The following is a 19,593-nucleotide window of genomic DNA, read 5'->3' as shown; positions in this document are numbered from 1 at the left end:
CGACGGGTGTCCCGCCGATCGGACCCCACGGGCCCGGTCCGGCCGGCGGGACGCCCCGGGATCAGCGCAGCAGGTCGGCGATCCGCTCCCGCATCGACGCCATCGTGAACCCGCGCGGGTCCACCTTGCCCGGCTGCCACTCCCGGTGCCCGATGACCGAGCGGTGCGTCCAGCCGTGCACCCGGCAGACGGCGGCCGCCGCCTTCGCGATGGCCTCCAGCTGGACCTTCGGCCACGGGTCCTCGCCGTCGCCGAGGTTCTCGCACTCGAAGCCGTAGAAGTGCCGGTTGCCGTCCGTGGTGGCCTCGTCGTCCGGCGGCAGCCGCCGCTCGGCGATGACCGCCCGGAGGACCTCGTCGTCGCCGAGCCCCGCGTGGTTGGCGCGCCCGTAGCCGACGAGGTGGACCGTGCCGTCCTTGGCGATCACGCCGTGACAGAGGGGTCCCGGGAGGGACTCGTAACCGTCCCGGCAGATCCGGACGGTCCGGGCGGTGCCGCGGGTCACGGTGTGGTGGATCATCACGCCGTGCACCGGGCCCCAGGGGCCCTTGTGGTTGCGGTTGTGGGTGGACCAGTCGCCGACCTGGACGACCGCGAGGCCCTCGCCGCGCAGCGCGCCGAGGAACCTGTTCGCGGACATGGGTGAGGCCATGACCGACTCCTTCCGGAGGGCGGGGTGAGCTTCCGGAGTACCGGACTCCGCCGCTCCGCCGCCATCCGTTCGGACCGTGTGCGAGCCGTTCCGGACAGAACGTCAGGAGACGGGTGGGGCTGCGCTGTTCGGATGGAAATCACGTGACATGCCCCGAAGATCGTCGAACAGTCCCACCCGAATGTGTAATGGCGCCGACACGTTCCGTGCTGAAAGGCTTCTCTCGCAACTCAGTCATACGAGAGGGAGTTCCATGTCCGTTGGTTCGGTTGACGGCGAGGTCCGCGCGGAGCAGCAGGCCCCGCAGCAGAGTCTCGGCACCGCCGCCGCGCGGAACCTCGCCACGACCACCAAGTCGGCCCCGCAGATGCAGGAGATCACCTCCCGGTGGCTGCTGCGGACGCTGCCGTGGGTCCAGGTGCAGGGTGGTACGTACCGGGTGAACCGGAGGCTCAGCTACTCCGTGGGCGACGGTCGCGTCACCTTCGTCCAGACCGGAGAGCGCGTCGCGGTGATCCCGGCCGAACTCGGCGAACTCCCCGCACTGCGCGGCTACGAGGACGAGGCCGCGCTGACCGAGCTCGCGGCCCGCTGCACCCAGCGGGAGTACGCGGCGGGCGAGACCATCGCCGTGGCGGGCGCCCCCACCGACCGGGTGTACCTCCTCGCGCACGGCCGCATCGAGCAGATCGGCGAGGGACCCTACGGCGACGAGGCCGTGCTCGGCGTCCTCGCCGACGGCGCCTACCTCGGCGAGGACGCCCTGCTCCAGCGGGACGCCACCTGGGACTGGACCGCCCGGGCCGCCACCGCCTGCACGGTCCTGGAGCTCACCCGGGACGACGTACGGAACCTCGCGGAGCGCGCCGGCTCGCTCGCCGCCCACCTCGCGAGCGTGTCCTCGACGCCCGAGCAGCGCACCAACACGTACGGCGAGGCGGCCATCGACCTCTCCGCCGGCCACGTCGGCGAGGCGGTCGTCCCGCACACCTACGTCGACTACGACGCCTCGCCCCGCGAGTACGAGCTGAGCGTCGCCCAGACCGTGCTGAAGGTCCACAGCCGCGTCGCCGACCTCTACAACCAGCCGATGAACCAGACCGAGCAGCAGTTGCGGCTCACGGTCGAGGCGCTCCGCGAGCGCCAGGAGCACGAGCTCGTCAACAACAGGGAGTTCGGCCTCCTCGCCAACTGCGACTACGGGCAGCGGCTCCAGCCGCACGACGGCGTCCCCAGCCCGGACGACATGGACGAGCTGCTCTCCCGCCGCCGGGGCTCCAAGATGTTCCTCGCCCACCCCCGCGCCATCGCCGCCTTCGGCCGCGAGCTCAACAAGCGCGGACTCGTCCCCGAGACGATCGAGATCGCGGGCAACCGCATCCCGACCTGGCGCGGCGTGCCGATCTACCCCTGCAACAAGATCCCGGTCTCGGACGCCCGGACCACCTCGATCATCTGCATGCGCACCGGCGAGGCCGACCAGGGCGTCATCGGTCTGCACCAGACCGGCCTCCCCGACGAGATCGAGCCCAGCCTCTCCGTCCGCTTCATGGGCATCGACGAGCAGGCGATCATCTCCTACCTGGTCACGGCCTACTACTCGGCGGCGGTCCTCGTCCCGGACGCCCTCGGCGTCCTGGAGAACGTCGAGGTCAGCCGCTGGCGCTGAGCCGGCGGCGCCGGGGGCGGGGGCCGAACCCGCCCGCCCCCGGGAGCACCCGGCCCGGCGCGGCGAAGAACCGCCGTGCGGGACCGCCGTGAAGGATGCGAAGGAAAAGACCGTGACCACGACCAGCACGGACGCCGTCGCCGACGGGCAGGGGGCCGTGACGCTCCTCGACCGGACGCGCACCGCCGTCAATCCCCAACTGCGCTCGACCGTCGAGTCCCTGCCCGGCTCCATACGGCGGGTGGCGATGTACCACTTCGGCTGGGAGCGCGCCGACGGCACCCCGGACGCGGGACAGCCGGGGAAGGCGATCCGGCCCGCCCTGGTCCTCGCGGCGGCCCGCGCCCTCGGCGCCGACGAGACCCGGGCCGTGAAGGCCGCGGCGGCGGTGGAGCTCGCGCACAACTTCACCCTGCTCCACGACGACATCGTCGACGAGGACCCGACCCGCCGGCACCGGCCCACCGCCTGGACCGTCTTCGGCATCCCCGACGCCCTCATGGCCGGCGACGCGATGAGCGCGCTGGCCCTGCGGCTGCTCGCCGAGGACCCGCACCCGGCCTCCGCGGCGGCCTCCGCGCGCCTCGCCGCCTGCATCATCGAGCTCTGCGCCGGACAGCAGGCCGACTGCGCCTTCGAGCAGCGCGACCCGCGCGAGGTCTCCCTCGACGAGTGCCTGACCATGGCCACCGCCAAGACCGGCGCCCTGCTCGGCTGTTCCTGCGCCCTCGGCGCGCTCTACGCGGGCGCGGGGGAGGAGGAGGTCGCGGCGATGGACGCCTTCGGCCGGGAGGCCGGTCTCGCCTTCCAGCTGATCGACGACCTCATCGGCATCTGGGGCGACCCGGAGCGCACGGGCAAGCCGGCCGGCGCCGACCTCGTCGCCCACAAGAAGTCGCTCCCCGTGGTGGCGGCGCTCACCTCCGGCACCCCCGCGGGGGAGGAACTGGCCGAGCTGTACTCCCGGCCGACCCTCGACGCGGCGGCGGTACGGGCGGCGGCGGACGCCGTCGAGCGGGCCGGCGGCCGTGACTGGGCGCAGGCCCAGGCGGCCGAGCGCATGGGCCGTGCCGTCGAGCACCTGGCGCAGGCGGTGCCGGATCTGGCGGCGGCGGAGGACCTGCTCGCCCTCGCGGAGTACGTCACGCGGCGCACGCGCTGATCACGCCTCCGGGGCGATCCGGTCACGCCTCCGGGACGATCCGGGTGACCACGGTCTCGATCATGTCGTTCAGGTCCCGGTCGCCGAGGATCCCGGGGACGGTGAAGTGGTCGAGGAGCAGTCCGGTGAGGGCGAAGTACAGCAGCCGGACCGTGTCCGCGTCCCCGGGCATCCCGGCGGCGAGGTGCCCCTGGATGTTCGCGTCCAGGTCGGAGCGGAGCACCTTGGTGAGCTGGTTCCTCAGCTCGGGCCTGCGGACGGCTTCGAGGCGGAGCTCGAAGAGCCCGAGGTAGCAGGTGCGCTCGGCGGCCAGCCGCCGGGCGATCCAGCGCATCAGGTCGAGCACCAGCTCCCGGCTGGGCTCGGGGGCCATGGCGGCCGCGGCGTCGTCCGGGTCCGGGGTCAGCCGGACGAAGATCCGGTCGCCCACCTGGGAGAGCAGCTGGTCGCGGTCGCTGAAGTAGTTGGACGAGGTGCCCGTGGGGACCCCCGCCCGGGCGTCGACCGCCCGGAAGGTCAGCCCGCGGGCGCCTTCGTCTGCCAGGACCTCGATCGCGGCGTCGAGCAGGCTCGTGCGGCGCTCCGGGTTTCTCACCATGTCGGACTCCCTCGAAGAAACGTCTTGCGTAACCACTACAGGTGAAGCACTATAGCTGTCGTGGTTGCGAACGCAGCCGCACTCCTGAGACGAAGAGGACCGGCTTGCGCAAGCTCACGTACTACATCGCCTGCACCATCGACGGCTTCATCGGCGACCCCGAGGGCGACGCCAGTTCCATGTTCAAGTTCACGACCGGGGAGTACCTGGCGGCCATGAACGCGGAGTACCCCGAGACCGTCCCGACGCACGCGCGGGAGATGTTCGGGGTCGACGCCGAGAACAAGCACTACGACACCCTCATCCAGGGCAGGCGGTCGTACCAGCTCGCCCTCGACATCGGCGTCACCAGCCCGTACAACCACCTGCGCGAGTTCGTCGTCACCCGCTCGCTCACCGAGTCGCCCCACCCCAACGTCGAGCTGATCGCCGACGACCTGGTGGGCCGGGTCCGCGAGCTCAAGGCCGAGGACAGCCCCCTGGGCATCTACCTCTGCGGCGGCTCCACCATCGCCGGCGAGCTCATCGAGGAGATCGACGAGCTGGTCATCAAGACGTACCCGCAGGTCTACGGCACCGGCATGCCGATGTTCGGCGCCGGCTTCGAGCCCCGGGACTTCGAGCTGGGCGACGTCCGCGCCTTCGGGAACGGCGTGCTCGTCCGCACGTACACCAGGAAGCGGTAGCGATGGCGGGCGGCGTCGCGCGGGGCGTCCTACCCTGGATGCATGGGTGAGGAGACGCCTCGCACGACGCGGGACCCCCTGGCCGAGCACCACTGCCCGGCCTGCGGCGGACCGCTCGGCACGGTGGCCACCCGGCACAAGGTCCTCGGGGCCTGGGTGCCGGAGTGGGAGGTGCAGCCCTGCCGCAATCCCGACTGCCCGCTCCACGAGGGGGCGGAAGCCGCTACCACGCACGTGACCGGCAAGAACGGCGAGATCGGGAGAAGTCCGGCCCCTGGGTGACCGGACGCGCGGCGAAGCCCGCGATGCGGCTACAGTCCGCGCATGTCATCGGAGTCGACAGAAGTCTGGACCGGCTGGTACCGGGACCGCAACGGCGCGGAAGCGATCGTCATCACGGCCGACGGGCGGCGCGTCGCCACCCGGATCAGGGGTGTCGAGTACACGGGCGAGGGCTTCGCCGCGCTCAGCGCCGCCGACGGGGGCGGACGGACCCTCACGGGCTGCGTCCTGGAGTGGGACCTGCCGCTCCCCGTCGTCGTGGACGGCGCCGCCCAGCAGGCCACGCTGGCCTGCCTGCTGACGCTCGGCGAGCGTGCCGACCTCAGCCTGACGCTGCACTACGGCGGCGCCGCCTTCGAGGCGTGCGTCGCGGGGGGCGACTTCGAGGAAGCCCTCGAGCGGGTGCGGCGCCAGCTGCCGCCCGGCGCGGACTTCGGCCGCAGGCTCCTCCAGGCGGCCTGAGACCGGGACGGCGGCGCCCCGGGGAGGGGGCGCCGCCGCCGTACGCGCGCGGATCCGGTCAGCCCTTGAACGCGGAGGCGAGACCGTAACGCCACAGCTGGTCGACGCGGGAGCGCTCCTGCGCGTTCGGCTGGGCGTTCTGGCAGGACGTGCCGGGGCCGCCGCCCGACATCAACTCGCTGCACGGGCCGCTGTAGTGGTCCGGCAGCCCGAGCACGTGCCCGGTCTCGTGGGCGGTGACCCGGGTCGAGTTGTACTGCTGGTTCTGCCGGTAGTCGAGGAAGATGTAGCCGCTGCCGTGGCCGTCGGTGCTGGCGTACGAGCCACGGGAGTCGTTGCCCTCGTAGTAGGCGAAGTCCGGGTTGCTGCCCTCGACGAGCCGGACGTTCACCACCGAGCTGTTCCATATCTGGGCGGAGCGGGCGATCTGGGTGCGGAAGCTCGGCGCGTTGGCGGCGCTGTAGACGACGGTGACGGCGGTCGCGCCGGGGGTGGCGGCCCGCTTCTTCGCCACCGACTTCACGACGGCGTCGAAGAAGGCCTTGTTGGCCTTGGCCTCCTCGGCCGAACCGGCGTACGCCACAGCGGCGTTGCCGGTGGTGCCGAAGGTGCCGGTGGTGCCCGTGCCGACCGCTGCCGCCGGCGCCGTGCCGAGGGAGGCGGCGAGGCCGATGCCGAGGGCGGCGGTCAGCACGGAGGTGAGGACCTTGGGGTGACGCATGGGGGGCTCCTCCTGTTGGTGTCGGGGAGAGTCTCGGGGGAGCCGGCCCGTCCGGGGATGATGCCAACCACCGATAGCTCCACCGCATCACGGGGGCGAGCTGCGGCAACTCCCTTGGAATGAAAGGGAATTGAAGCCTCTCGGGCGTCTGGTGCGACCGAAGGAGCCGTCCTACCCTCGGGGGCATGGAGCTGGAGGTGAGACATCTGCGCGCGCTCTGCGCCATCGCGGACACGGGCAGCCTGCACAAGGCGGCCCGGCAACTGGGCATGAGCCAGCCCTCGTTGACCACCCAGCTGCGACGGATCGAGAACTCCCTCGGCGCCGAACTCTTCTCCCGGGGCCGCACCGGCTGCCGCCCCACCCCCCTCGGCCGCTCCCTGCTCAGCAGGGCCCGCCCCCTGGTCGCCGACATGGCCGCGCTCGTCACCGAGACCCGGGCCGCGGCCGCCCGCGCCGACGGGCCCGGGCTCCGCGTCGGCTCCACCGCCAGCCGGGCGCTCCCGGGCTGGCTGCGCCGGCTCCGGCAGCGGCTGCCCGGCACGGACGTCGGCCTCCGGGTGGACGTCTCCGCCAACGCGCTGCTGCGCACGGTCGCCGCCGGACAGCTCGACGTGGCCTTCGTGCACGAGGTGGAGGGCTGCCCGCTGCGGGTCCCCGAGGGCCTCACCGGCCGGGTCCTGCTCGCCCGCGAGCCGCAGTTCATCTCCATGGCCCACGACCACCCGGCGGCCGCCCGGTCCGTCGTGGACCTCGCCGACCTCGCCGCCGACCACTGGATGGTCGACCCGACCGTCGACGGTGAGTGGGACGGCCTCCGACGGGTCCTCGACGCCGCCGGCATCGACCCGCCCCTGCTGCACGGCGACTACCACACGGCCGCCTCGCTCATCGTCCTCGGCGAGGCCGTCGCCCCCTGCCAGCCCACCTCGGCCCCGCGCGAGGACATGGCCGTCCGCCCCCTGCGCGGCGACCCGCTGGGCGTCCGGCTCCTGCTGTACGCGCGCCCCGACGCGCCCCTGGACGTGCTGTACGCCGAACTCGCGGCGGCCTACCGGGAGGTGGCCCTGCGGGCGGCCCCGTACCGCGAGTGGCTCCGCCGCCAGGGCACGACGGCCACGCTGTCGGTGGGACCGTGCATGATGGCCGTATGAGCGAACGCGAAGAAGCCCCGGGCGCGGCAGGGATCCGCCGGGCGCGCCCGGAGGACCTGCCGCGGGTCGTCGAACTGATCGCCGAGCACGCCGCGTACGAGAAGGCCGCGCCCCCGGCCCCCGGCCTCGCGGACCGCCTCGCCGGCCTCCTCTTCGGCCCCGGGCGCCCCCGCCTCCGCTGCTTCGTCGCCGCCCTCCCCGACGGCACCCTCGCGGGCTACGCCACCTGCGCCCCGGAGCTCTCCACCTGGGACGGCACGGAGTACCTCCACATGGACTGCCTCTACCTCACGGAGACCTCCCGCGGCCACGGCCTGGGCCCCCTCCTGATGGCGGCGCTCCGCACCGAGGCCCGCGCCCTCGGCCTCCCGGAACTCCAGTGGCAGACCCCCGTCTGGAACGAGGACGCGATCCGCTTCTACGACCGCCTGGGGGCGACCTCCAAGGAGAAGCGCCGCTACACCCTGCCGACGGAGGCGTAGAAACGCCCGGAGGGGTACGACCGCCGGGCGGTCGCACCCCTCCGAGTGGGAATTCAGAAGGTCAGGCCTTCTTCGTCTCCCAGAAGATGCGGTCGATCTCGGCGATGAGCTCCAGCGCCTTCTCGCCCGTCTTCGGGTCCGTCGACGCCTTGGCGGCCGAGAGGGCCTTCAGGGTGTCGTTGACCAGCTGGTTGAGCTCGGGGTACTTCTCGAAGTGCGGGGCCTTGAAGTAGTCGCTCCAGAGCACCGAGACGTGGTGCTTGGCGAGCTCGGCGCGCTGCTCCTTGATGACCGTGGCGCGCGCGCGGAAGTGCGGGTCGTCGTTGGCCAGGTACTTCTCCTGGACAGCCTTGACGGACTCGGCCTCGATGCGGGCCTGGGCCGGGTCGTACACGCCGCACGGGAGGTCGCAGTGGGCGCTGACCTTCACCTTGGGGGCAAACAGGCGGGAGAGCATTGAGCCGTCCTTCCTCGTGATCGTCTTCTCAGGTGGGACATTACTCGGTGAGAAGGGCGTTTTCGCGGGCGCCCCCTGGGGCTTAGGTCAAAAGTCCAGGGTCACCATGGGACTCGTGTACGAGTGGACGAGGCGAGGCAGGCGTGGGCCGGGAGGTGCCGGATGAGGGAATCGGGGCGGGAGAGGGTGGCCGAGGCCGGTGCGCCGTTCGGGATCGCCGAGGTGACGGGGGTGTCGATGGTGCCCACGCTGCTGCACGGCGACCAGCTGCTCGTGCGGTACGGGGCGCGCCTGCGGGCCGGGTGCGTGGCCGTGCTGCGGCATCCGCTCCAGCAGGATCTGCTCATCGTGAAGCGGCTGATCGAGCGACGCGACGGCGGCTGGTGGGTGCTGGGTGACAACCCGGACGCCGAGGGGGACAGCCGGGTCTTCGGAGCCGTACCGCCCGAACTGGTTCTCGGGCGGGTGTGGGCGCGGTACCGGCCGCTGACGCCGGGGCGTCAGCGTTCGCCGGGGGTGACGCTTTCCTGGCTGGTGTCCTCGGTGAGGCCCGTGCGCTCGGCCTCCAGGCGTTTGCGGGCCCGGTAGGCGGCGACGTTGGCGCGGGTGGCGCAGCGGTCCGAGCAGTAGCGGCGGGAGCGGTTGGTGGAGGTGTCCAGGTAGGCGTTGCGGCAGGGCGGCGCCTGGCAGAGGCCGAGCCGGTCCGCGCCGAACTCCGTCAGGTGGAAGGCGAGGCCCATCGCGGAGATCGCGGCGTAGCCCGTGGTCGCGTTCGAGGAGTGGTCGGCGAGGTGCATGTGCCACCGGGGCCGGCCCTCCTCGTCGAGGGTGTCGTGGCCGGAGATCTGCGGGCTGACGGGGAACTCCAGGAGGAGCGAGTTCAGCAGGTCCACCGCCCCCGTGTGGTCGCCCTCGTCGGCCGCGGCGAAGACCGCCCGCAGCCGGGCCCGCACCGTGCGGAAGCGCGGTAGGTCCGCCTCCGTGACCCGCCGGGCCATCTGGGTGGCGGGGCCGAAGAGGTCCCGGAGCACCTCGACGGAGGTCAGCGCGTCCTTGTTGCGGGCCGGCTCCTCGGTGTTGACCAGACGTACGGCGAAGTCCGAGTAATGGGCCAATTCCACTTGTAGTCCTTACTTCGGCGGGCTAGTGTCTCGGTCGGAAGGGGTAACGCCTGTTTCCCCTTCGAGGGTATTACGAAGGCGGGGAGGAACCACCATGACCGGAACCGACTGGGCGGCCTGGCAGCAGAGCTGGGACCGACAGCAGGAGTGGTACATGCCGGACCGGGAGGAGCGGTTCGGCGTGATGCTCGACATGGTCGAGGCGCTGGTGGGGCCGAAGCCCCGCGTCCTCGACCTCGCGTGCGGTACGGGGAGTATCACGAGCAGGCTGCTCCGGAGGTTCCCCGACGCGACCGCCGTCGGCGTCGACCTCGACCCGGCCCTCCTCGCCATCGCCGAAGGCTCCTTCGCCGGCGACGAGCGCGTCGCCTTCGTCACCGCCGACCTCAAGGACCCCTCGTGGGCCGCGAGCCTGCCGTACGACTCGTACGACGCCGTCCTCACCGCCACCGCCCTCCACTGGCTCCACAGCGAGCCCCTGACGGCCCTCTACGGGCAGCTCGCCGGTCTCGTCCGCGACGGCGGGGTCTTCATGAACGCCGACCACATGATCGACGAGTCCACGCCCCGCATCAACGCCGCCGAGCGCACCCTGCGGCACGCCCGCATGGACCGGGAGAAGGCCGCCGGAGTCCTCGACTGGGCCGACTGGTGGGCCGTCGCCGCGGCGGACCCGGTCCTCGCCGGGCCCACCGCCCGCCGCTTCGAGATCTACGGCGAGCACGCCGACGGCGACGCCCCCTCGGCCGGCTGGCACGCCGAGGCCCTCCGCGCCGCCGGCTTCGGCGAGGCCCGGACGGTCTGGGCGTCGCCCTCCGACAGCCTCGTCCTCGCCGTGAAGTAGCCGCGGTGTGCGAAAGGGGCGGTGCGGGCTCCTGCCCGTACCGCCCCTTTCCCGCGTCCTACAGCACCTTGGACAGGAACGCCTTGGTCCGGTCCTGCTGCGGGTTCGTCAGGACGTCCCGCGGGTTGCCGGCCTCGACCACCACGCCGCCGTCCATGAAGACCAGCGAGTCGCCGACCTCCCGGGCGAAGCCCATCTCGTGCGTGACGACGATCATCGTCATGCCCGACTCGGCCAGGTCCCGCATGACGTCGAGGACGTCACCCACGAGCTCCGGGTCGAGCGCCGAGGTCGGCTCGTCGAAGAGCATCAGCTTCGGCTCCATCGCCAGCGCGCGGGCGATGGCCACGCGCTGCTGCTGGCCGCCGGAGAGCTGGGACGGGTAGTTCCCCATCTTGTCCCGCAGGCCGACCCGGTCGAGCAGGCGCTCGGCCCGCTCGCGCGCCACCGCCTTGGACTCGCCCTTCACCTGGACGGGCGCCTCCATGACGTTGGCCAGGGCCGTCATGTGCGGGAAGAGGTTGAAGCGCTGGAAGACCATGCCGATGTCACGGCGCTGGACCGCGACCTCGCTGTCCTTCAGCTCGTAGAGCTTGTCGCCCTTCTGCTTGTAGCCCACCAGCTCGCCGTCGACGGACAGCCGGCCGCCGTCGATGCGCTCCAGGTGGTTGATGCAGCGCAGGAAGGTCGACTTCCCGGACCCGGAGGGGCCGACGAGGCAGAAGACCTCGCCGTTCTGCACCTCCAGGTCGATGCCGCGGAGGATGTGGGCCGGGCCGTAGGACTTGTGGACGCCTTCGGCCTTGACCATGGGCTGACCGGTCATGCCGTTGCCTCCGGGGAACGCTTGAACGTGATCACATTCTTCTTGACGCGCTGCCACGGGGTGGGCGGCAGGTTGCGCGTCGAACCGCGGGCGAAGCGGCGCTCCAGGTAGTACTGGCCGACGCTGAACACGCTGGTCAGCGCCAGGTACCAGATGGAGGCGACGAAGAGCATCTCCATGACGGCGCCGGCCGTGTTGCCGATGTTCGACGAGGCGCGCAGGAGCTCGGTGTACTGCACGGCCGAGACCAGGGACGAGGTCTTCAGCATGTTGATGAACTCGTTGCCCGTCGGCGGCACGATCACCCGCATGGCCTGCGGGAGCACGATGCGGCCCATGGTCTTCGTCGAGGACATGCCCAGCGCGTGCGCCGCCTCGGTCTGGCCCTCGTCGACCGACTGGATGCCGGCGCGGACGATCTCCGCCATGTAGGCGCCCTCGTTCAGGCCGAGGCCCAGCAGGGCGACCATGAACGGCGTCATGACGTCCACGGTCTCGTTCTTGTAGATCGGCCCGAGGTTGATGTAGTGGAAGATCAGCGACAGGTTGAACCAGACGAGCAGCTGGACGTAGACCGGGGTGCCGCGGAAGAACCAGATGTAGAGCCAGGCGACCGCGCCGGTCACCGGGTTCTTGGAGAGCCGCATCACGGCGAAGACGATGCCGAGGACGAGGCCCAGCGCCATGGACGCGATGCTGATGATGATGGTGTTCCACATGCCGTCGATGACGGAGGGGTCGAACACCTTGTCCCACACCGTGGCCCAGACGACGTCGCCCTGGGAGAAGGCGTAGACGAGCCACCCGAGGAGGACGACGACCACCACGGCACTGACCCAGCGGCCGTAGTGCCGCACGGGGATGGCCTTGATCGCCTCGTAGGGGACGCCCGAGGGGGTGGGCCCGGCCGGAGCGGCGGCCGGGTCCTTGCTGATCTTGTCAGTCATGACGACTGCCCTTCAGTGGTACGAGGAGAGGTCACTTGCCGGCGTTGATCGTGGCCGACTTGACCGCGCTGCCCTCGACGTCCCACTTCTTCAGGACCTCGGCGTAGGAGCCGTCCTTGATGATCGCGTCGAGCGCTTCCTTGACGGCATCGCGCAGCTGGGTGTTGTCCTTCGAGACGCCGATGCCGAAGAGGCCGACGTCGCTCTGGTTGCCGACGACCTCGAAGTCGTTGCCGCCGCCCGAGGTCTTCGCGATGTACGAGGCGACCGGGTAGTCGTTCAGGTCCGCGACCGCGCCGCCCGCCTTCACACGGGTCTGGGCCTCGGCGTCGGTGTCGAAGGCCTGGATGGTCAGCTTCTTGTCGCCGCACTTGGTGGCCTGCGCCTTGAAGGTGTCCTCGTAGATCGTGCCGCGCTGGACGGCGACGGTCTTGCCGCAGAGGTCGTCGAGGGAGTTGACGCCCTGCGGGTTGCCCTTCTTGACCAGCAGGGAGACGCCGGAGCTGAAGTAGTCGACGAAGTCGATGCCCTTGCCGATCTTCTTCCCGTTGTCGTCCAGGCCCTCCTGGCGCTTCTTGTTGTCCGTCATCGAGGACATGATCAGCTGCTGACGGCCGGTGTAGATCGAGGTGATCAGACCGTCGAAGGTGCCCGAGACGAACTCGAGCTTGACGCCGAGCTGCTTGCTGAGGGCCTGCCCCAGGTCCGGGTCGACACCGACGATCTTGCCGCCCTCGGTGAACTCCATCGGGGCGTACGAGGCGTCCGTGCCGACCTTGATGACGCCCGCCTTCTGGATGTCGGCGGGGAGCTTCGAGAAGAGAGGGGCCTTGCTGGCGGCGGCGGAGGACGAGCCGCCTTCCTTGGTCGAGCCGCTCTCGGTCTGGTCGCCGCAGGCGGTCAGCACCATCGAGCCGGCGACCGCGATGGCGGCGACCGCGGCAAGACGGGACGTGCGGGTCTTGGCGGTCGTACAGCGCGTGGAGCGTGCGGTCATGGTCGGGTTCCTCCGGCGTGTGAAGTGCTGCCAGGTGGTCGCGTACACACCTTCGAGTGTCGCGACCTCGTGTGATTACGGCATCTTGCCATTCGGACTGCCACAAACCGACGGCCTCGGATGTCAAAATCGGGTAACGGGTGACCCCGAAATCCCGACAGGCCGGTACATCAGGGCCGCATCTTCTGCGGAATCCTTTCCCCCTCACCGGAAAATCTGCGGTTCATCTCGCCATTCGGACGAGTGGAAGGCCGCCAATCGGGTGCGGAAACCATCTATCGGGACATCGGGTGACGTGTCGATCTCCGTCCCCGTCCGGATGCACTCGGTATGAGTCGCGTCACCGAACGGATATGAACTCGTCTGCGGTGCCGTCCGTCCGGTAAGAAGGATCCTTACACCCCTCATCCGGGGCTCAGGGCGCGTTGTGCGGCGCGCCCGCGCGGCTGCCAGACACGGCGGCCGCGGGACCCGCCCACCGCTCCACACCAGGAGCGGCCAACCCTCAAATGCAGCAGACTCAAGGGGTCAACCCAATGGCAGCGGAAATCGTCAATCCTCACAACGACAGCGGCACGGAAGCTCCCGAGGAGCCCTTCGATCCCGTCTTCGCCCTTCACCGGGGCGGCAAGATGGCCGTGGCGGCCACCGTCCCCCTCCGGGACAAGGACGACCTGTCCCTCGCGTACACGCCCGGCGTCGCCAAGGTGTGCACCGCCATCGCCGAGCAGCCCGAGCTGGTCAACGACTACACCTGGAAGTCCCAGGTCGTCGCGGTCGTGACCGACGGCACGGCCGTGCTCGGCCTCGGCGACATCGGCCCGGAGGCCTCCCTCCCGGTCATGGAGGGGAAGGCCATCCTCTTCAAGCAGTTCGGCGGCGTGGACGCGGTCCCGATCGCCCTGGCCACCACCGACACCGACGAGATCGTCGAGACCGTCGTCCGGCTCGCCCCGTCCTTCGGCGGCGTGAACCTGGAGGACATCTCGGCCCCGCGGTGCTTCGAGATCGAGCGCAAGCTCCAGGAGCGCCTCGACATCCCCGTCTTCCACGACGACCAGCACGGCACCGCCATCGTCACCCTCGCCGCCCTGCGCAACGCGGCGAAGCTGACCGGCCGGACCCTCGGCGACCTGCGCGGTGTCATCTCCGGCGCCGGTGCGGCCGGTGTGGCCATCGCGAAGTTCCTCCTGGAGGCCGGCCTCGGCGACGTCTGCGTCGCCGACCGCAAGGGCATCGTCAGCCGCGACCGCGACGACCTCACGGACGTCAAGCGCGAGATCGCCGAGCTCACGAACAAGGCGGGCCTCACCGGCTCCCTGGAGAGCGCCCTGGCCGGCGCGGACGTCTTCATCGGCGTCTCCGGCGGCACGGTCCCCGAGGAGGCGGTCGCCGCCATGGCGCCGAACGCCTTCGTGTTCGCCATGGCCAACCCGAACCCCGAGGTCCACCCCGACGTCGCGCACAAGTACGCGGCCGTCGTGGCGACCGGCCGTTCGGACTACCCGAACCAGATCAACAACGTCCTCGCGTTCCCCGGCATCTTCGCCGGCGCGCTCCAGGTCCGGGCCTCCCGGATCACCGAGGGCATGAAGATCGCCGCGGCCAACGCCATCGCGGACGTGGTCGGCGACCAGCTCGCCGCCGACTGCGTGATCCCGTCGCCGTTCGACGAGCGGGTCGCCCCGGCCGTCGCGGCCGCGGTCGCCGCCGCCGCCCGCGCCGAGGGCGTCGCCCGCCGCTGACGCGCCCACCCGGCCGCGCGGTCACCTCTGACGCGCCCCGCCATGCCGAAGGGCCCCGTTCCGCACGCCGGGACGGGGCCCTTCGGCGTACGGGGCGTACGGGAGGAGGGGGTGCCGGCGCGTGCTGTCCAGGCGACACGGGTCACACGGGTGCGTGGTTCCGCCGCCCACCGGCGGCGGCCTAGGGTCGGGGCCATGTTCGCTGCCTACGCTGCCCGAATCGACCGCGACCAGCCCCTGAACGGCCTCGAATTGGGGGAACGCCCCGAACCCGAGGCGCGGCCGGGGTGGACCACCGTCACCGTCAAGGCCGCCTCGCTCAACCACCACGACCTGTGGTCGCTGCGCGGGGTCGGACTGCCCGAGGAGAAGCTGCCGATGATCCTCGGCTGCGACGCCGCCGGCATCGACGAGGACGGCAACGAGGTCGTCCTGCACTCCGTCATCGGCCAGACGGGCCACGGCGTCGGTCCCGACGAGCCCCGGTCCATCCTCACCGAGCGTTACCAGGGCACCTTCGCCGAGCGGGTGACCGTCCCCAGCTGGAACGTGCTGCGCAAGCCGAAGGAGCTGTCCTTCGAGGAGGCCGCCTGCCTCCCCACCGCCTGGCTGACCGCCTACCGCATGCTCTTCACCAACGCCGGCGTGCGCCCCGGCGACTCCGTGCTCGTGCAGGGAGCGGGCGGCGGCGTCGCCACCGCCGCGATCGCCCTCGGCAAGGCGGCCGGCCTGCGGGTCTTCGCCACCAGCCGCGACGAGGCCAAGCGGAAGCGGGCCGTCGAGCTCGGCGCCGTCGAGGCGTACGAGCCGGGCGCGCGGCTCCCGCAGCGCGTGGACGCCGTCATCGAGACCGTCGGCGCCGCCACCTGGTCGCACTCGGTCAAGTCGCTCCGGCCCGGCGGCACGCTCGTCATCTCGGGCGCCACGAGCGGTGACCGCCCCTCGCACGCCGAGCTGACCCGGATCTTCTTCCTGGAGCTGAAGGTCGTCGGCTCGACGATGGGCTCCAAGGACGAGCTGGAGGACCTCCTGTCGTTCTGCGCGGCGACGGGCCTCCGTCCGGTGATCGACGAGGTGCTGCCGCTGGACCGGGCGCGGGAGGGCTTCGAGAAGATGGCCTCCGGCGAGCTCTTCGGAAAGATCGTCCTGAAGACCTCGTGACGACCTCTTGATACAGGTCGCCCGACCTGATGGGATCTCCGGCACGCGAAACATGAACAAAGCTCATCTTGCCGTGTCGCTCTGTCGTGCCACCTCGTGTGCCGGAGGCCTCCTTGTTGCGAACCACCTTCGCGGCGACCGTCGTCGTCGCTTCGCTGCTCGCCCCGACCGCCGCCGTCGGGGCGGAGCCCGCCACCGGGGAGGCGACCGGTGGTGACGGGATCCCCGCCCTCACCGACTCCCGCGGCCGGGTCCTCACCCTGCGCGGCTGGAACCTCGCGGACAAGTCGCACAGCGGCGACGCCGCCCTCTCCGCGATCACCGAGAAGCACTTCCGCGACATGCGGGCCAAGGGCTACAACACGGCCCGGCTCCTGGTCTTCTGGGACGACCTGGAGCCCCGCCCCGGCCGGTACAGCCAGGCCTACCTCCGCAAGATCGAACGGGTCCTGGACTGGGCCACGAAGTACGACGTCAAGGTCGTCCTCGACGCCCATCAGGACGTCTTCGGGCCCGCGTTCGGCTCGCGGGGCGTGCCCGCCTGGGCGACCAGGACCGACGGGCTGCCCTTCACCCCGCACCCCGACGACTGGTTCTCCGAGTACTTCGAACCCGCCGTCCAGCGCGCCTTCACCCATCTGTACGAGGACGAGGACCTCCAGCGTGCCCAGGCCCGGATGTGGCGGGTGCTCGCCGACCGCTTCGAGGACCACCCGGCCGTGCTCGGCTACGACCCGATCAACGAGCCGATGGGCGAGCTGCGCGAGGGCGAGGACCTCGCGACGGCCGCCCGGCGCATCGAGCGGGACCAGATCACCCCGATGTACAACCGGATCGCGGACCAGATCCGCTCGGTCGACAAGGACGGCTGGATCTTCGTCGAGCCGACCCCGATCGTGGGCGAGGGGGTGCCCACCGGTCTCGGCAGGATCGACGACCCGAAGGTGGTCTACGCCCCGCACTTCTACAACGGCGTGATGGAGGCGGGCGGCGACTACGATCCGTCGGCCCGCTGGATCGAGAACTACGAGGCCGCGGTCACCGAGTACCCCAAGAAGTACAAGGTGCCCGTGATCGTGGGGGAGTGGGGGCCCCTCAACAACTCCCTGCCGAACATGAACCGCTTCTACCGGGAGGCCATGGCCTCCCTCGGCCGCTACGGCTCCGGCTGGACCGGCTGGGAGTGGTGCTACGGCGGCGGCTACTGCGCGGTGGACGGCTCCGGGGCCTTCCGCACGAACAAGGAGCTGACCGCCGAGCCGTACGCCGAGGCCGTCGCCGGCACGGTCCGCTCCGCCTCGTACGACCCGGACGCCGGGGTCTACCGCCTGTCCTACGACGCGGCCGGCCGGCGCGGTCCCCGCACCACCGAGCTCTCCCTCCCGCCCGGTGACTGGCGGGTCACCGCTCGCGGCGCCGCGCTGGTGCTCCGCGAGGACCGCGGCAGGGCTTCGATCCTCGCGGCCCCCGGCGCCCGGGTGACGGTCACGGTCACCCGGGGCTGAGGGGCACGGCCCCCGGGGTGACGGGCACGATCACCGCGGCCGACGGGCACGATCACCGGGGCTGACGGGAACGGGCGCTCGGGGGCGAGGGGCCGGGGTCGGGGGCCGGGGCCCTGACCCCTGGCGCCGGGTCCGGGGGGCGGAGACAGGGCCGGAGGTGCGGGCCCCGGCCCCGGCGTGCACCCCTCGGGCCCGCCCCCCCGTGCGCGCCCCCTCAGGCCTTTCTCTCCGGGCGGAGCAAGGCCGTGATGCGGGTCGCCGCTGCGGACAAGTGGCCTCGGGCTTCCGTGAGTTGGGACTCGGTCACGCCGTGGTCGCGGGCCGCGTCGCGGATCTCGTCGCGGAAGCGGTCGAGGAGGCGGTCGAGGTCGCGGGCCGGGTCGCCCGAGCTCGCCGTGTCCCGCGCCCACTCCGCTGTCCCGTCGGCCGGGGCCTTCGCGAACGACGGCTCCGGTGACGCTGCCTTGGGGTGGGTCGTGCCCGTCACCAGGTCGCCGAGCTGGGCCGTGATGCCCGAGATCCCCTCCCAGACTCCCTTGGGCCAGTCGCCCCGCGAGAACCGGTCCTGCACCTCCTCCTGCACCTGCTGGGCGATCCGCTGGAACTCCTTCGCCTGGCGGCGCGCCGAGCGGGCCTCCTCGCGGGCCTCGCGGGCCTGCTGCTTCCACTCCTGCCCGACCCGGCGCAGCTCCTCCTTGGCCTCGGCGAACGAGGAGGGGTCCGCCGCGCGGGTCCGCCCCGCGGCCGCCCGCATCTCGCTGCGCACCCGGCCGGCCGCGCCCCGCACGTCGTCCCGGATCTCCGCCGCCAGCTCCGAGACCGACTCGCGGATCTCCCGCTCCAGGTCGTCCAGTTCGGCCCCGCGCCCGGCCAGCTCGGCGCGGCCGGCGTCGGTGATCGAGTAGACCTTGCGGCCCCCCTCGCTGGCGTGGGTCACGAGGCCCTCGGCCTCCAGCTTGGCGAGGCGCGGATAGACCGTGCCCGCCGAGGGGGCGTACAGCCCCTGGAAGCGCTCCTCCAGGAGCCGGATCACCTCGTACCCGTGGCGCGGGGCCTCGTCGAGCAGCTTGAGGAGGTAGAGGCGGAGGCGTCCGTGGGCGAAGACGGGCGGCATGTCAGAGCACCTTTCCGTTCGTGGAGGGGGCGGACGAGGGGGCGGCGTCGCCGTCCTCCTCGGACTCGGGGCGGCGGAGCAGGGCGATGGAGCCGGAGACGGTGGTCGCCTTGAGCTTCCCCCGGCCCGAACCGAGGGTGCCGGTGATGGACTTGGCGCCCCACTGGCCTCCCACCCGCAGGTCCTCGAAGGCGTTCGACACGGCGCCGCTCGTGGTGCTCGCCTCGACCCGGGCGTCGGCCGGGTGCGGGAGCCGGATGGCGACCTCGCCGGAGACGCTGGTGAGCCGGATGTCGGCGGGCGGTCCGTCGAGCCGGGCCGGGTCGAGGTCGATGACCATGTCGCCGCTGACGGTGTCGGCCTTCACGGAGGAGCCCGAGCCCTCGATCACCGTCACGTCCCCGGTCACGGAGTTGACGCGCAGCGCGCCGGTGACCGACTGGGCCTCCAGGTTCCCCGAGACGGTCTCGGCCCGGACCGGGCCCGAGAGCCCGAGGAGGGTGGTGTCGCCCGTGACGCCGCGCACCTCCGTACGCCCTCTGATCCCCGTCACGACCGCCTCGGCGCCGACCACGCCCACCTCGACGTCGACGCCCGCGGGGACGGCGACGGAGACGACGGCCCGGCGCCGGTACTCCTTGCGCTCGAACCACTTGAGGACGCTCTTCCACTGCAGGTCCTCGTAGGTCACGGTCAGCGTGGAACCGTCCTGCGTCACGATCAGGGGCGGGCCCTCGATCTCGGAGATCTCCACGCGGGCGGAACTCTCGTCCGTCCCCACCACGTTCACCGTGCCGTTGACGACGCGGACCTGCAGCAGCGTCACGGGGTCGGCCGGAGCCAGCTTCGTCGGCTCGGTGACGGACCACTCTGTCATGGTGCTGACCTCCCGTATCGGCAACGCAACATATCGCGTCTCTCGAAAAACACGATATATCGCGGCCTTGCGAAGTCAACCCTGACTCATCCCCCACTCGCCCCTGACAGGGGCGGGACGATTGCCGTCAT

General features: G+C 71.5%; 22 protein-coding genes. 12 read left to right on the top strand and 10 right to left on the bottom strand.

The window, feature by feature from the left end; translation table 11 throughout:
• Positions 1-61: 61 nt before the first annotated feature.
• Complete coding sequence (locus ACFYUZ_RS11715) at positions 62-652, bottom strand: N-acetylmuramoyl-L-alanine amidase (RefSeq protein ID WP_389307945.1); 591 nt, start codon at positions 650-652, stop codon at positions 62-64.
• A gap of 253 nt (positions 653-905) precedes the next feature.
• Between ACFYUZ_RS11715 and ACFYUZ_RS11710 the strand changes: the two genes are divergently transcribed.
• Positions 906-2,321, top strand: coding sequence for a family 2B encapsulin nanocompartment shell protein (locus tag ACFYUZ_RS11710; RefSeq protein ID WP_389307943.1), 1,416 nt, complete (start codon positions 906-908; stop codon positions 2,319-2,321).
• A 112-nt stretch (positions 2,322-2,433) separates the two neighbouring features.
• Positions 2,434-3,483, top strand: a complete 1,050-nt coding sequence (locus ACFYUZ_RS11705; RefSeq protein WP_389307941.1) for a family 2 encapsulin nanocompartment cargo protein polyprenyl transferase — start codon at positions 2,434-2,436, stop codon at positions 3,481-3,483.
• 22 nt (positions 3,484-3,505) lie between these two features.
• On the opposite strand, the gene ACFYUZ_RS11700 is transcribed toward ACFYUZ_RS11705, so the two are convergent.
• Positions 3,506-4,081 (bottom strand): TetR/AcrR family transcriptional regulator, encoded by a 576-nt coding sequence (locus ACFYUZ_RS11700; RefSeq protein ID WP_389307940.1) that lies wholly within the window; start codon positions 4,079-4,081, stop codon positions 3,506-3,508.
• Positions 4,082-4,185: 104 nt separating this feature from the next.
• Between ACFYUZ_RS11700 and ACFYUZ_RS11695 the strand changes: the two genes are divergently transcribed.
• Genes ACFYUZ_RS11695 through ACFYUZ_RS11685 form a run of 3 tightly spaced genes read left to right on the top strand, consistent with a single transcriptional unit; the run spans position 4,186 to position 5,511 of the window.
• The gene (locus ACFYUZ_RS11695) at positions 4,186-4,767 is read left to right on the top strand and encodes a dihydrofolate reductase family protein (RefSeq protein ID WP_389307938.1); all 582 of its coding nucleotides are present in this window, start codon (positions 4,186-4,188) and stop codon (positions 4,765-4,767) included.
• Between the two features lie 42 nt (positions 4,768-4,809).
• Complete coding sequence (locus tag ACFYUZ_RS11690) at positions 4,810-5,049, top strand: hypothetical protein (protein WP_389307936.1); 240 nt, start codon at positions 4,810-4,812, stop codon at positions 5,047-5,049.
• A gap of 42 nt (positions 5,050-5,091) precedes the next feature.
• A complete protein-coding gene (locus tag ACFYUZ_RS11685) occupies positions 5,092-5,511 on the top strand; it encodes a DUF6304 family protein (RefSeq protein WP_389307934.1) in 420 nt (139 codons plus the stop codon).
• Between the two features lie 58 nt (positions 5,512-5,569).
• Here ACFYUZ_RS11685 and snpA read toward each other — a convergent pair whose 3' ends face one another.
• Positions 5,570-6,232, bottom strand: a complete 663-nt coding sequence (gene snpA, locus ACFYUZ_RS11680; RefSeq protein WP_389307932.1) for a snapalysin — start codon at positions 6,230-6,232, stop codon at positions 5,570-5,572.
• A gap of 185 nt (positions 6,233-6,417) precedes the next feature.
• On the opposite strand from snpA, the gene ACFYUZ_RS11675 reads away from it, so the two are divergent.
• Both ACFYUZ_RS11675 and ACFYUZ_RS11670 read left to right on the top strand, forming a co-directional pair.
• On the top strand, positions 6,418-7,386 hold the full coding sequence (locus ACFYUZ_RS11675; RefSeq protein ID WP_389307930.1) for a LysR substrate-binding domain-containing protein: 969 nt from the start codon (positions 6,418-6,420) through the stop codon (positions 7,384-7,386).
• Positions 7,383-7,868: a GNAT family N-acetyltransferase gene (locus ACFYUZ_RS11670; protein WP_389307928.1), complete on the top strand. Its 486-nt coding sequence runs from the start codon at positions 7,383-7,385 to the stop codon at positions 7,866-7,868. The genes ACFYUZ_RS11675 and ACFYUZ_RS11670 overlap by 4 nt, the downstream gene beginning before the upstream one ends.
• A 61-nt stretch (positions 7,869-7,929) precedes the next feature.
• On the opposite strand, the gene sodN is transcribed toward ACFYUZ_RS11670, so the two are convergent.
• Positions 7,930-8,325, bottom strand: coding sequence for a superoxide dismutase, Ni (gene sodN / locus ACFYUZ_RS11665; protein WP_030688769.1), 396 nt, complete (start codon positions 8,323-8,325; stop codon positions 7,930-7,932).
• A 162-nt stretch (positions 8,326-8,487) separates the two neighbouring features.
• Between sodN and sodX the strand changes: the two genes are divergently transcribed.
• Complete coding sequence (gene sodX, locus ACFYUZ_RS11660) at positions 8,488-8,913, top strand: nickel-type superoxide dismutase maturation protease (protein ID WP_389307926.1); 426 nt, start codon at positions 8,488-8,490, stop codon at positions 8,911-8,913.
• Here sodX and ACFYUZ_RS11655 read toward each other — a convergent pair.
• A complete protein-coding gene (locus ACFYUZ_RS11655; protein WP_389307924.1) occupies positions 8,826-9,446 on the bottom strand; it encodes a CGNR zinc finger domain-containing protein in 621 nt (206 codons plus the stop codon). The genes sodX and ACFYUZ_RS11655 overlap by 88 nt on opposite strands.
• Before the next feature lie 94 nt (positions 9,447-9,540).
• On the opposite strand from ACFYUZ_RS11655, the gene ACFYUZ_RS11650 reads away from it, so the two are divergent.
• On the top strand, positions 9,541-10,290 hold the full coding sequence (locus tag ACFYUZ_RS11650; RefSeq protein WP_389307922.1) for a class I SAM-dependent methyltransferase: 750 nt from the start codon (positions 9,541-9,543) through the stop codon (positions 10,288-10,290).
• A 58-nt stretch (positions 10,291-10,348) separates the two neighbouring features.
• On the opposite strand, the gene ACFYUZ_RS11645 is transcribed toward ACFYUZ_RS11650, so the two are convergent.
• The 3 genes from ACFYUZ_RS11645 to ACFYUZ_RS11635 are packed head-to-tail and all read right to left on the bottom strand — an operon-like array spanning position 10,349 to position 13,060.
• Entirely contained in the window at positions 10,349-11,116 is a 768-nt protein-coding gene (locus ACFYUZ_RS11645) for an amino acid ABC transporter ATP-binding protein (protein ID WP_389307920.1), read from the bottom strand.
• Positions 11,113-12,063, bottom strand: a complete 951-nt coding sequence (locus ACFYUZ_RS11640) for an amino acid ABC transporter permease (protein ID WP_389307918.1) — start codon at positions 12,061-12,063, stop codon at positions 11,113-11,115. Before ACFYUZ_RS11640 ends, ACFYUZ_RS11645 begins: the two co-directional genes overlap by 4 nt.
• 31 nt (positions 12,064-12,094) lie before the next feature.
• Positions 12,095-13,060, bottom strand: a complete 966-nt coding sequence (locus ACFYUZ_RS11635) for an ABC transporter substrate-binding protein (protein ID WP_389307916.1) — start codon at positions 13,058-13,060, stop codon at positions 12,095-12,097.
• A gap of 536 nt (positions 13,061-13,596) precedes the next feature.
• Between ACFYUZ_RS11635 and ACFYUZ_RS11630 the strand changes: the two genes are divergently transcribed.
• The 3 genes from ACFYUZ_RS11630 (at position 13,597) to ACFYUZ_RS11620 (ending at position 17,471) form a co-directional block, all read left to right on the top strand.
• Positions 13,597-14,805 carry an NADP-dependent malic enzyme gene (locus ACFYUZ_RS11630; RefSeq protein WP_389307914.1) on the top strand — a complete coding sequence of 403 codons (1,209 nt, stop codon included), beginning with the start codon at positions 13,597-13,599 and terminating at the stop codon, positions 14,803-14,805.
• 195 nt (positions 14,806-15,000) lie between these two features.
• Complete coding sequence (locus ACFYUZ_RS11625) at positions 15,001-15,966, top strand: zinc-binding dehydrogenase (protein WP_030688786.1); 966 nt, start codon at positions 15,001-15,003, stop codon at positions 15,964-15,966.
• A 116-nt stretch (positions 15,967-16,082) separates the two neighbouring features.
• Entirely contained in the window at positions 16,083-17,471 is a 1,389-nt protein-coding gene (locus ACFYUZ_RS11620) for a cellulase family glycosylhydrolase (protein ID WP_389308547.1), read from the top strand.
• Positions 17,472-17,685: 214 nt separating this feature from the next.
• Here ACFYUZ_RS11620 and ACFYUZ_RS11615 read toward each other — a convergent pair whose 3' ends face one another.
• The gene (locus tag ACFYUZ_RS11615) at positions 17,686-18,585 is read right to left on the bottom strand and encodes a helix-turn-helix transcriptional regulator (RefSeq protein WP_389307912.1); all 900 of its coding nucleotides are present in this window, start codon (positions 18,583-18,585) and stop codon (positions 17,686-17,688) included.
• Position 18,586: 1 nt separating this feature from the next.
• Entirely contained in the window at positions 18,587-19,462 is an 876-nt protein-coding gene (locus ACFYUZ_RS11610; RefSeq protein ID WP_389307910.1) for a DUF4097 domain-containing protein, read from the bottom strand.
• Positions 19,463-19,593 lie beyond the last annotated feature (131 nt).

This window comes from Streptomyces sp. NPDC004266, assembly GCF_042874095.1.
In the GTDB taxonomy this organism is placed as follows: Bacteria; Actinomycetota; Actinomycetes; order Streptomycetales; family Streptomycetaceae; genus Streptomyces.
The sequence above is the reverse complement of the archived record's forward strand: the minus strand, read 5'-3'. Positions and strand labels throughout refer to the sequence as shown.

What these genes read in the sequence shown, in the direction of transcription:
- ACFYUZ_RS11715 (WP_389307945.1), bottom strand. Translation starts at nt 652, where the DNA reads ATGGCCTCACCCATGTCCGCGAACAGGTTCCTCGGCGCGCTGCGCGGC.
- ACFYUZ_RS11710 (WP_389307943.1), top strand. Translation starts at nt 906, where the DNA reads ATGTCCGTTGGTTCGGTTGACGGCGAGGTCCGCGCGGAGCAGCAGGCC.
- ACFYUZ_RS11700 (WP_389307940.1), bottom strand. Translation starts at nt 4,081, where the DNA reads ATGGTGAGAAACCCGGAGCGCCGCACGAGCCTGCTCGACGCCGCGATC.
- ACFYUZ_RS11690 (WP_389307936.1), top strand. Translation starts at nt 4,810, where the DNA reads ATGGGTGAGGAGACGCCTCGCACGACGCGGGACCCCCTGGCCGAGCAC.
- ACFYUZ_RS11685 (WP_389307934.1), top strand. Translation starts at nt 5,092, where the DNA reads ATGTCATCGGAGTCGACAGAAGTCTGGACCGGCTGGTACCGGGACCGC.
- snpA (WP_389307932.1), bottom strand. Translation starts at nt 6,232, where the DNA reads ATGCGTCACCCCAAGGTCCTCACCTCCGTGCTGACCGCCGCCCTCGGC.
- ACFYUZ_RS11675 (WP_389307930.1), top strand. Translation starts at nt 6,418, where the DNA reads ATGGAGCTGGAGGTGAGACATCTGCGCGCGCTCTGCGCCATCGCGGAC.
- ACFYUZ_RS11670 (WP_389307928.1), top strand. Translation starts at nt 7,383, where the DNA reads ATGAGCGAACGCGAAGAAGCCCCGGGCGCGGCAGGGATCCGCCGGGCG.
- sodN (WP_030688769.1), bottom strand. Translation starts at nt 8,325, where the DNA reads ATGCTCTCCCGCCTGTTTGCCCCCAAGGTGAAGGTCAGCGCCCACTGC.
- sodX (WP_389307926.1), top strand. Translation starts at nt 8,488, where the DNA reads ATGAGGGAATCGGGGCGGGAGAGGGTGGCCGAGGCCGGTGCGCCGTTC.
- ACFYUZ_RS11650 (WP_389307922.1), top strand. Translation starts at nt 9,541, where the DNA reads ATGACCGGAACCGACTGGGCGGCCTGGCAGCAGAGCTGGGACCGACAG.
- ACFYUZ_RS11645 (WP_389307920.1), bottom strand. Translation starts at nt 11,116, where the DNA reads ATGACCGGTCAGCCCATGGTCAAGGCCGAAGGCGTCCACAAGTCCTAC.
- ACFYUZ_RS11640 (WP_389307918.1), bottom strand. Translation starts at nt 12,063, where the DNA reads ATGACTGACAAGATCAGCAAGGACCCGGCCGCCGCTCCGGCCGGGCCC.
- ACFYUZ_RS11635 (WP_389307916.1), bottom strand. Translation starts at nt 13,060, where the DNA reads ATGACCGCACGCTCCACGCGCTGTACGACCGCCAAGACCCGCACGTCC.
- ACFYUZ_RS11630 (WP_389307914.1), top strand. Translation starts at nt 13,597, where the DNA reads ATGGCAGCGGAAATCGTCAATCCTCACAACGACAGCGGCACGGAAGCT.
- ACFYUZ_RS11625 (WP_030688786.1), top strand. Translation starts at nt 15,001, where the DNA reads ATGTTCGCTGCCTACGCTGCCCGAATCGACCGCGACCAGCCCCTGAAC.
- ACFYUZ_RS11615 (WP_389307912.1), bottom strand. Translation starts at nt 18,585, where the DNA reads ATGCCGCCCGTCTTCGCCCACGGACGCCTCCGCCTCTACCTCCTCAAG.
- ACFYUZ_RS11610 (WP_389307910.1), bottom strand. Translation starts at nt 19,462, where the DNA reads ATGACAGAGTGGTCCGTCACCGAGCCGACGAAGCTGGCTCCGGCCGAC.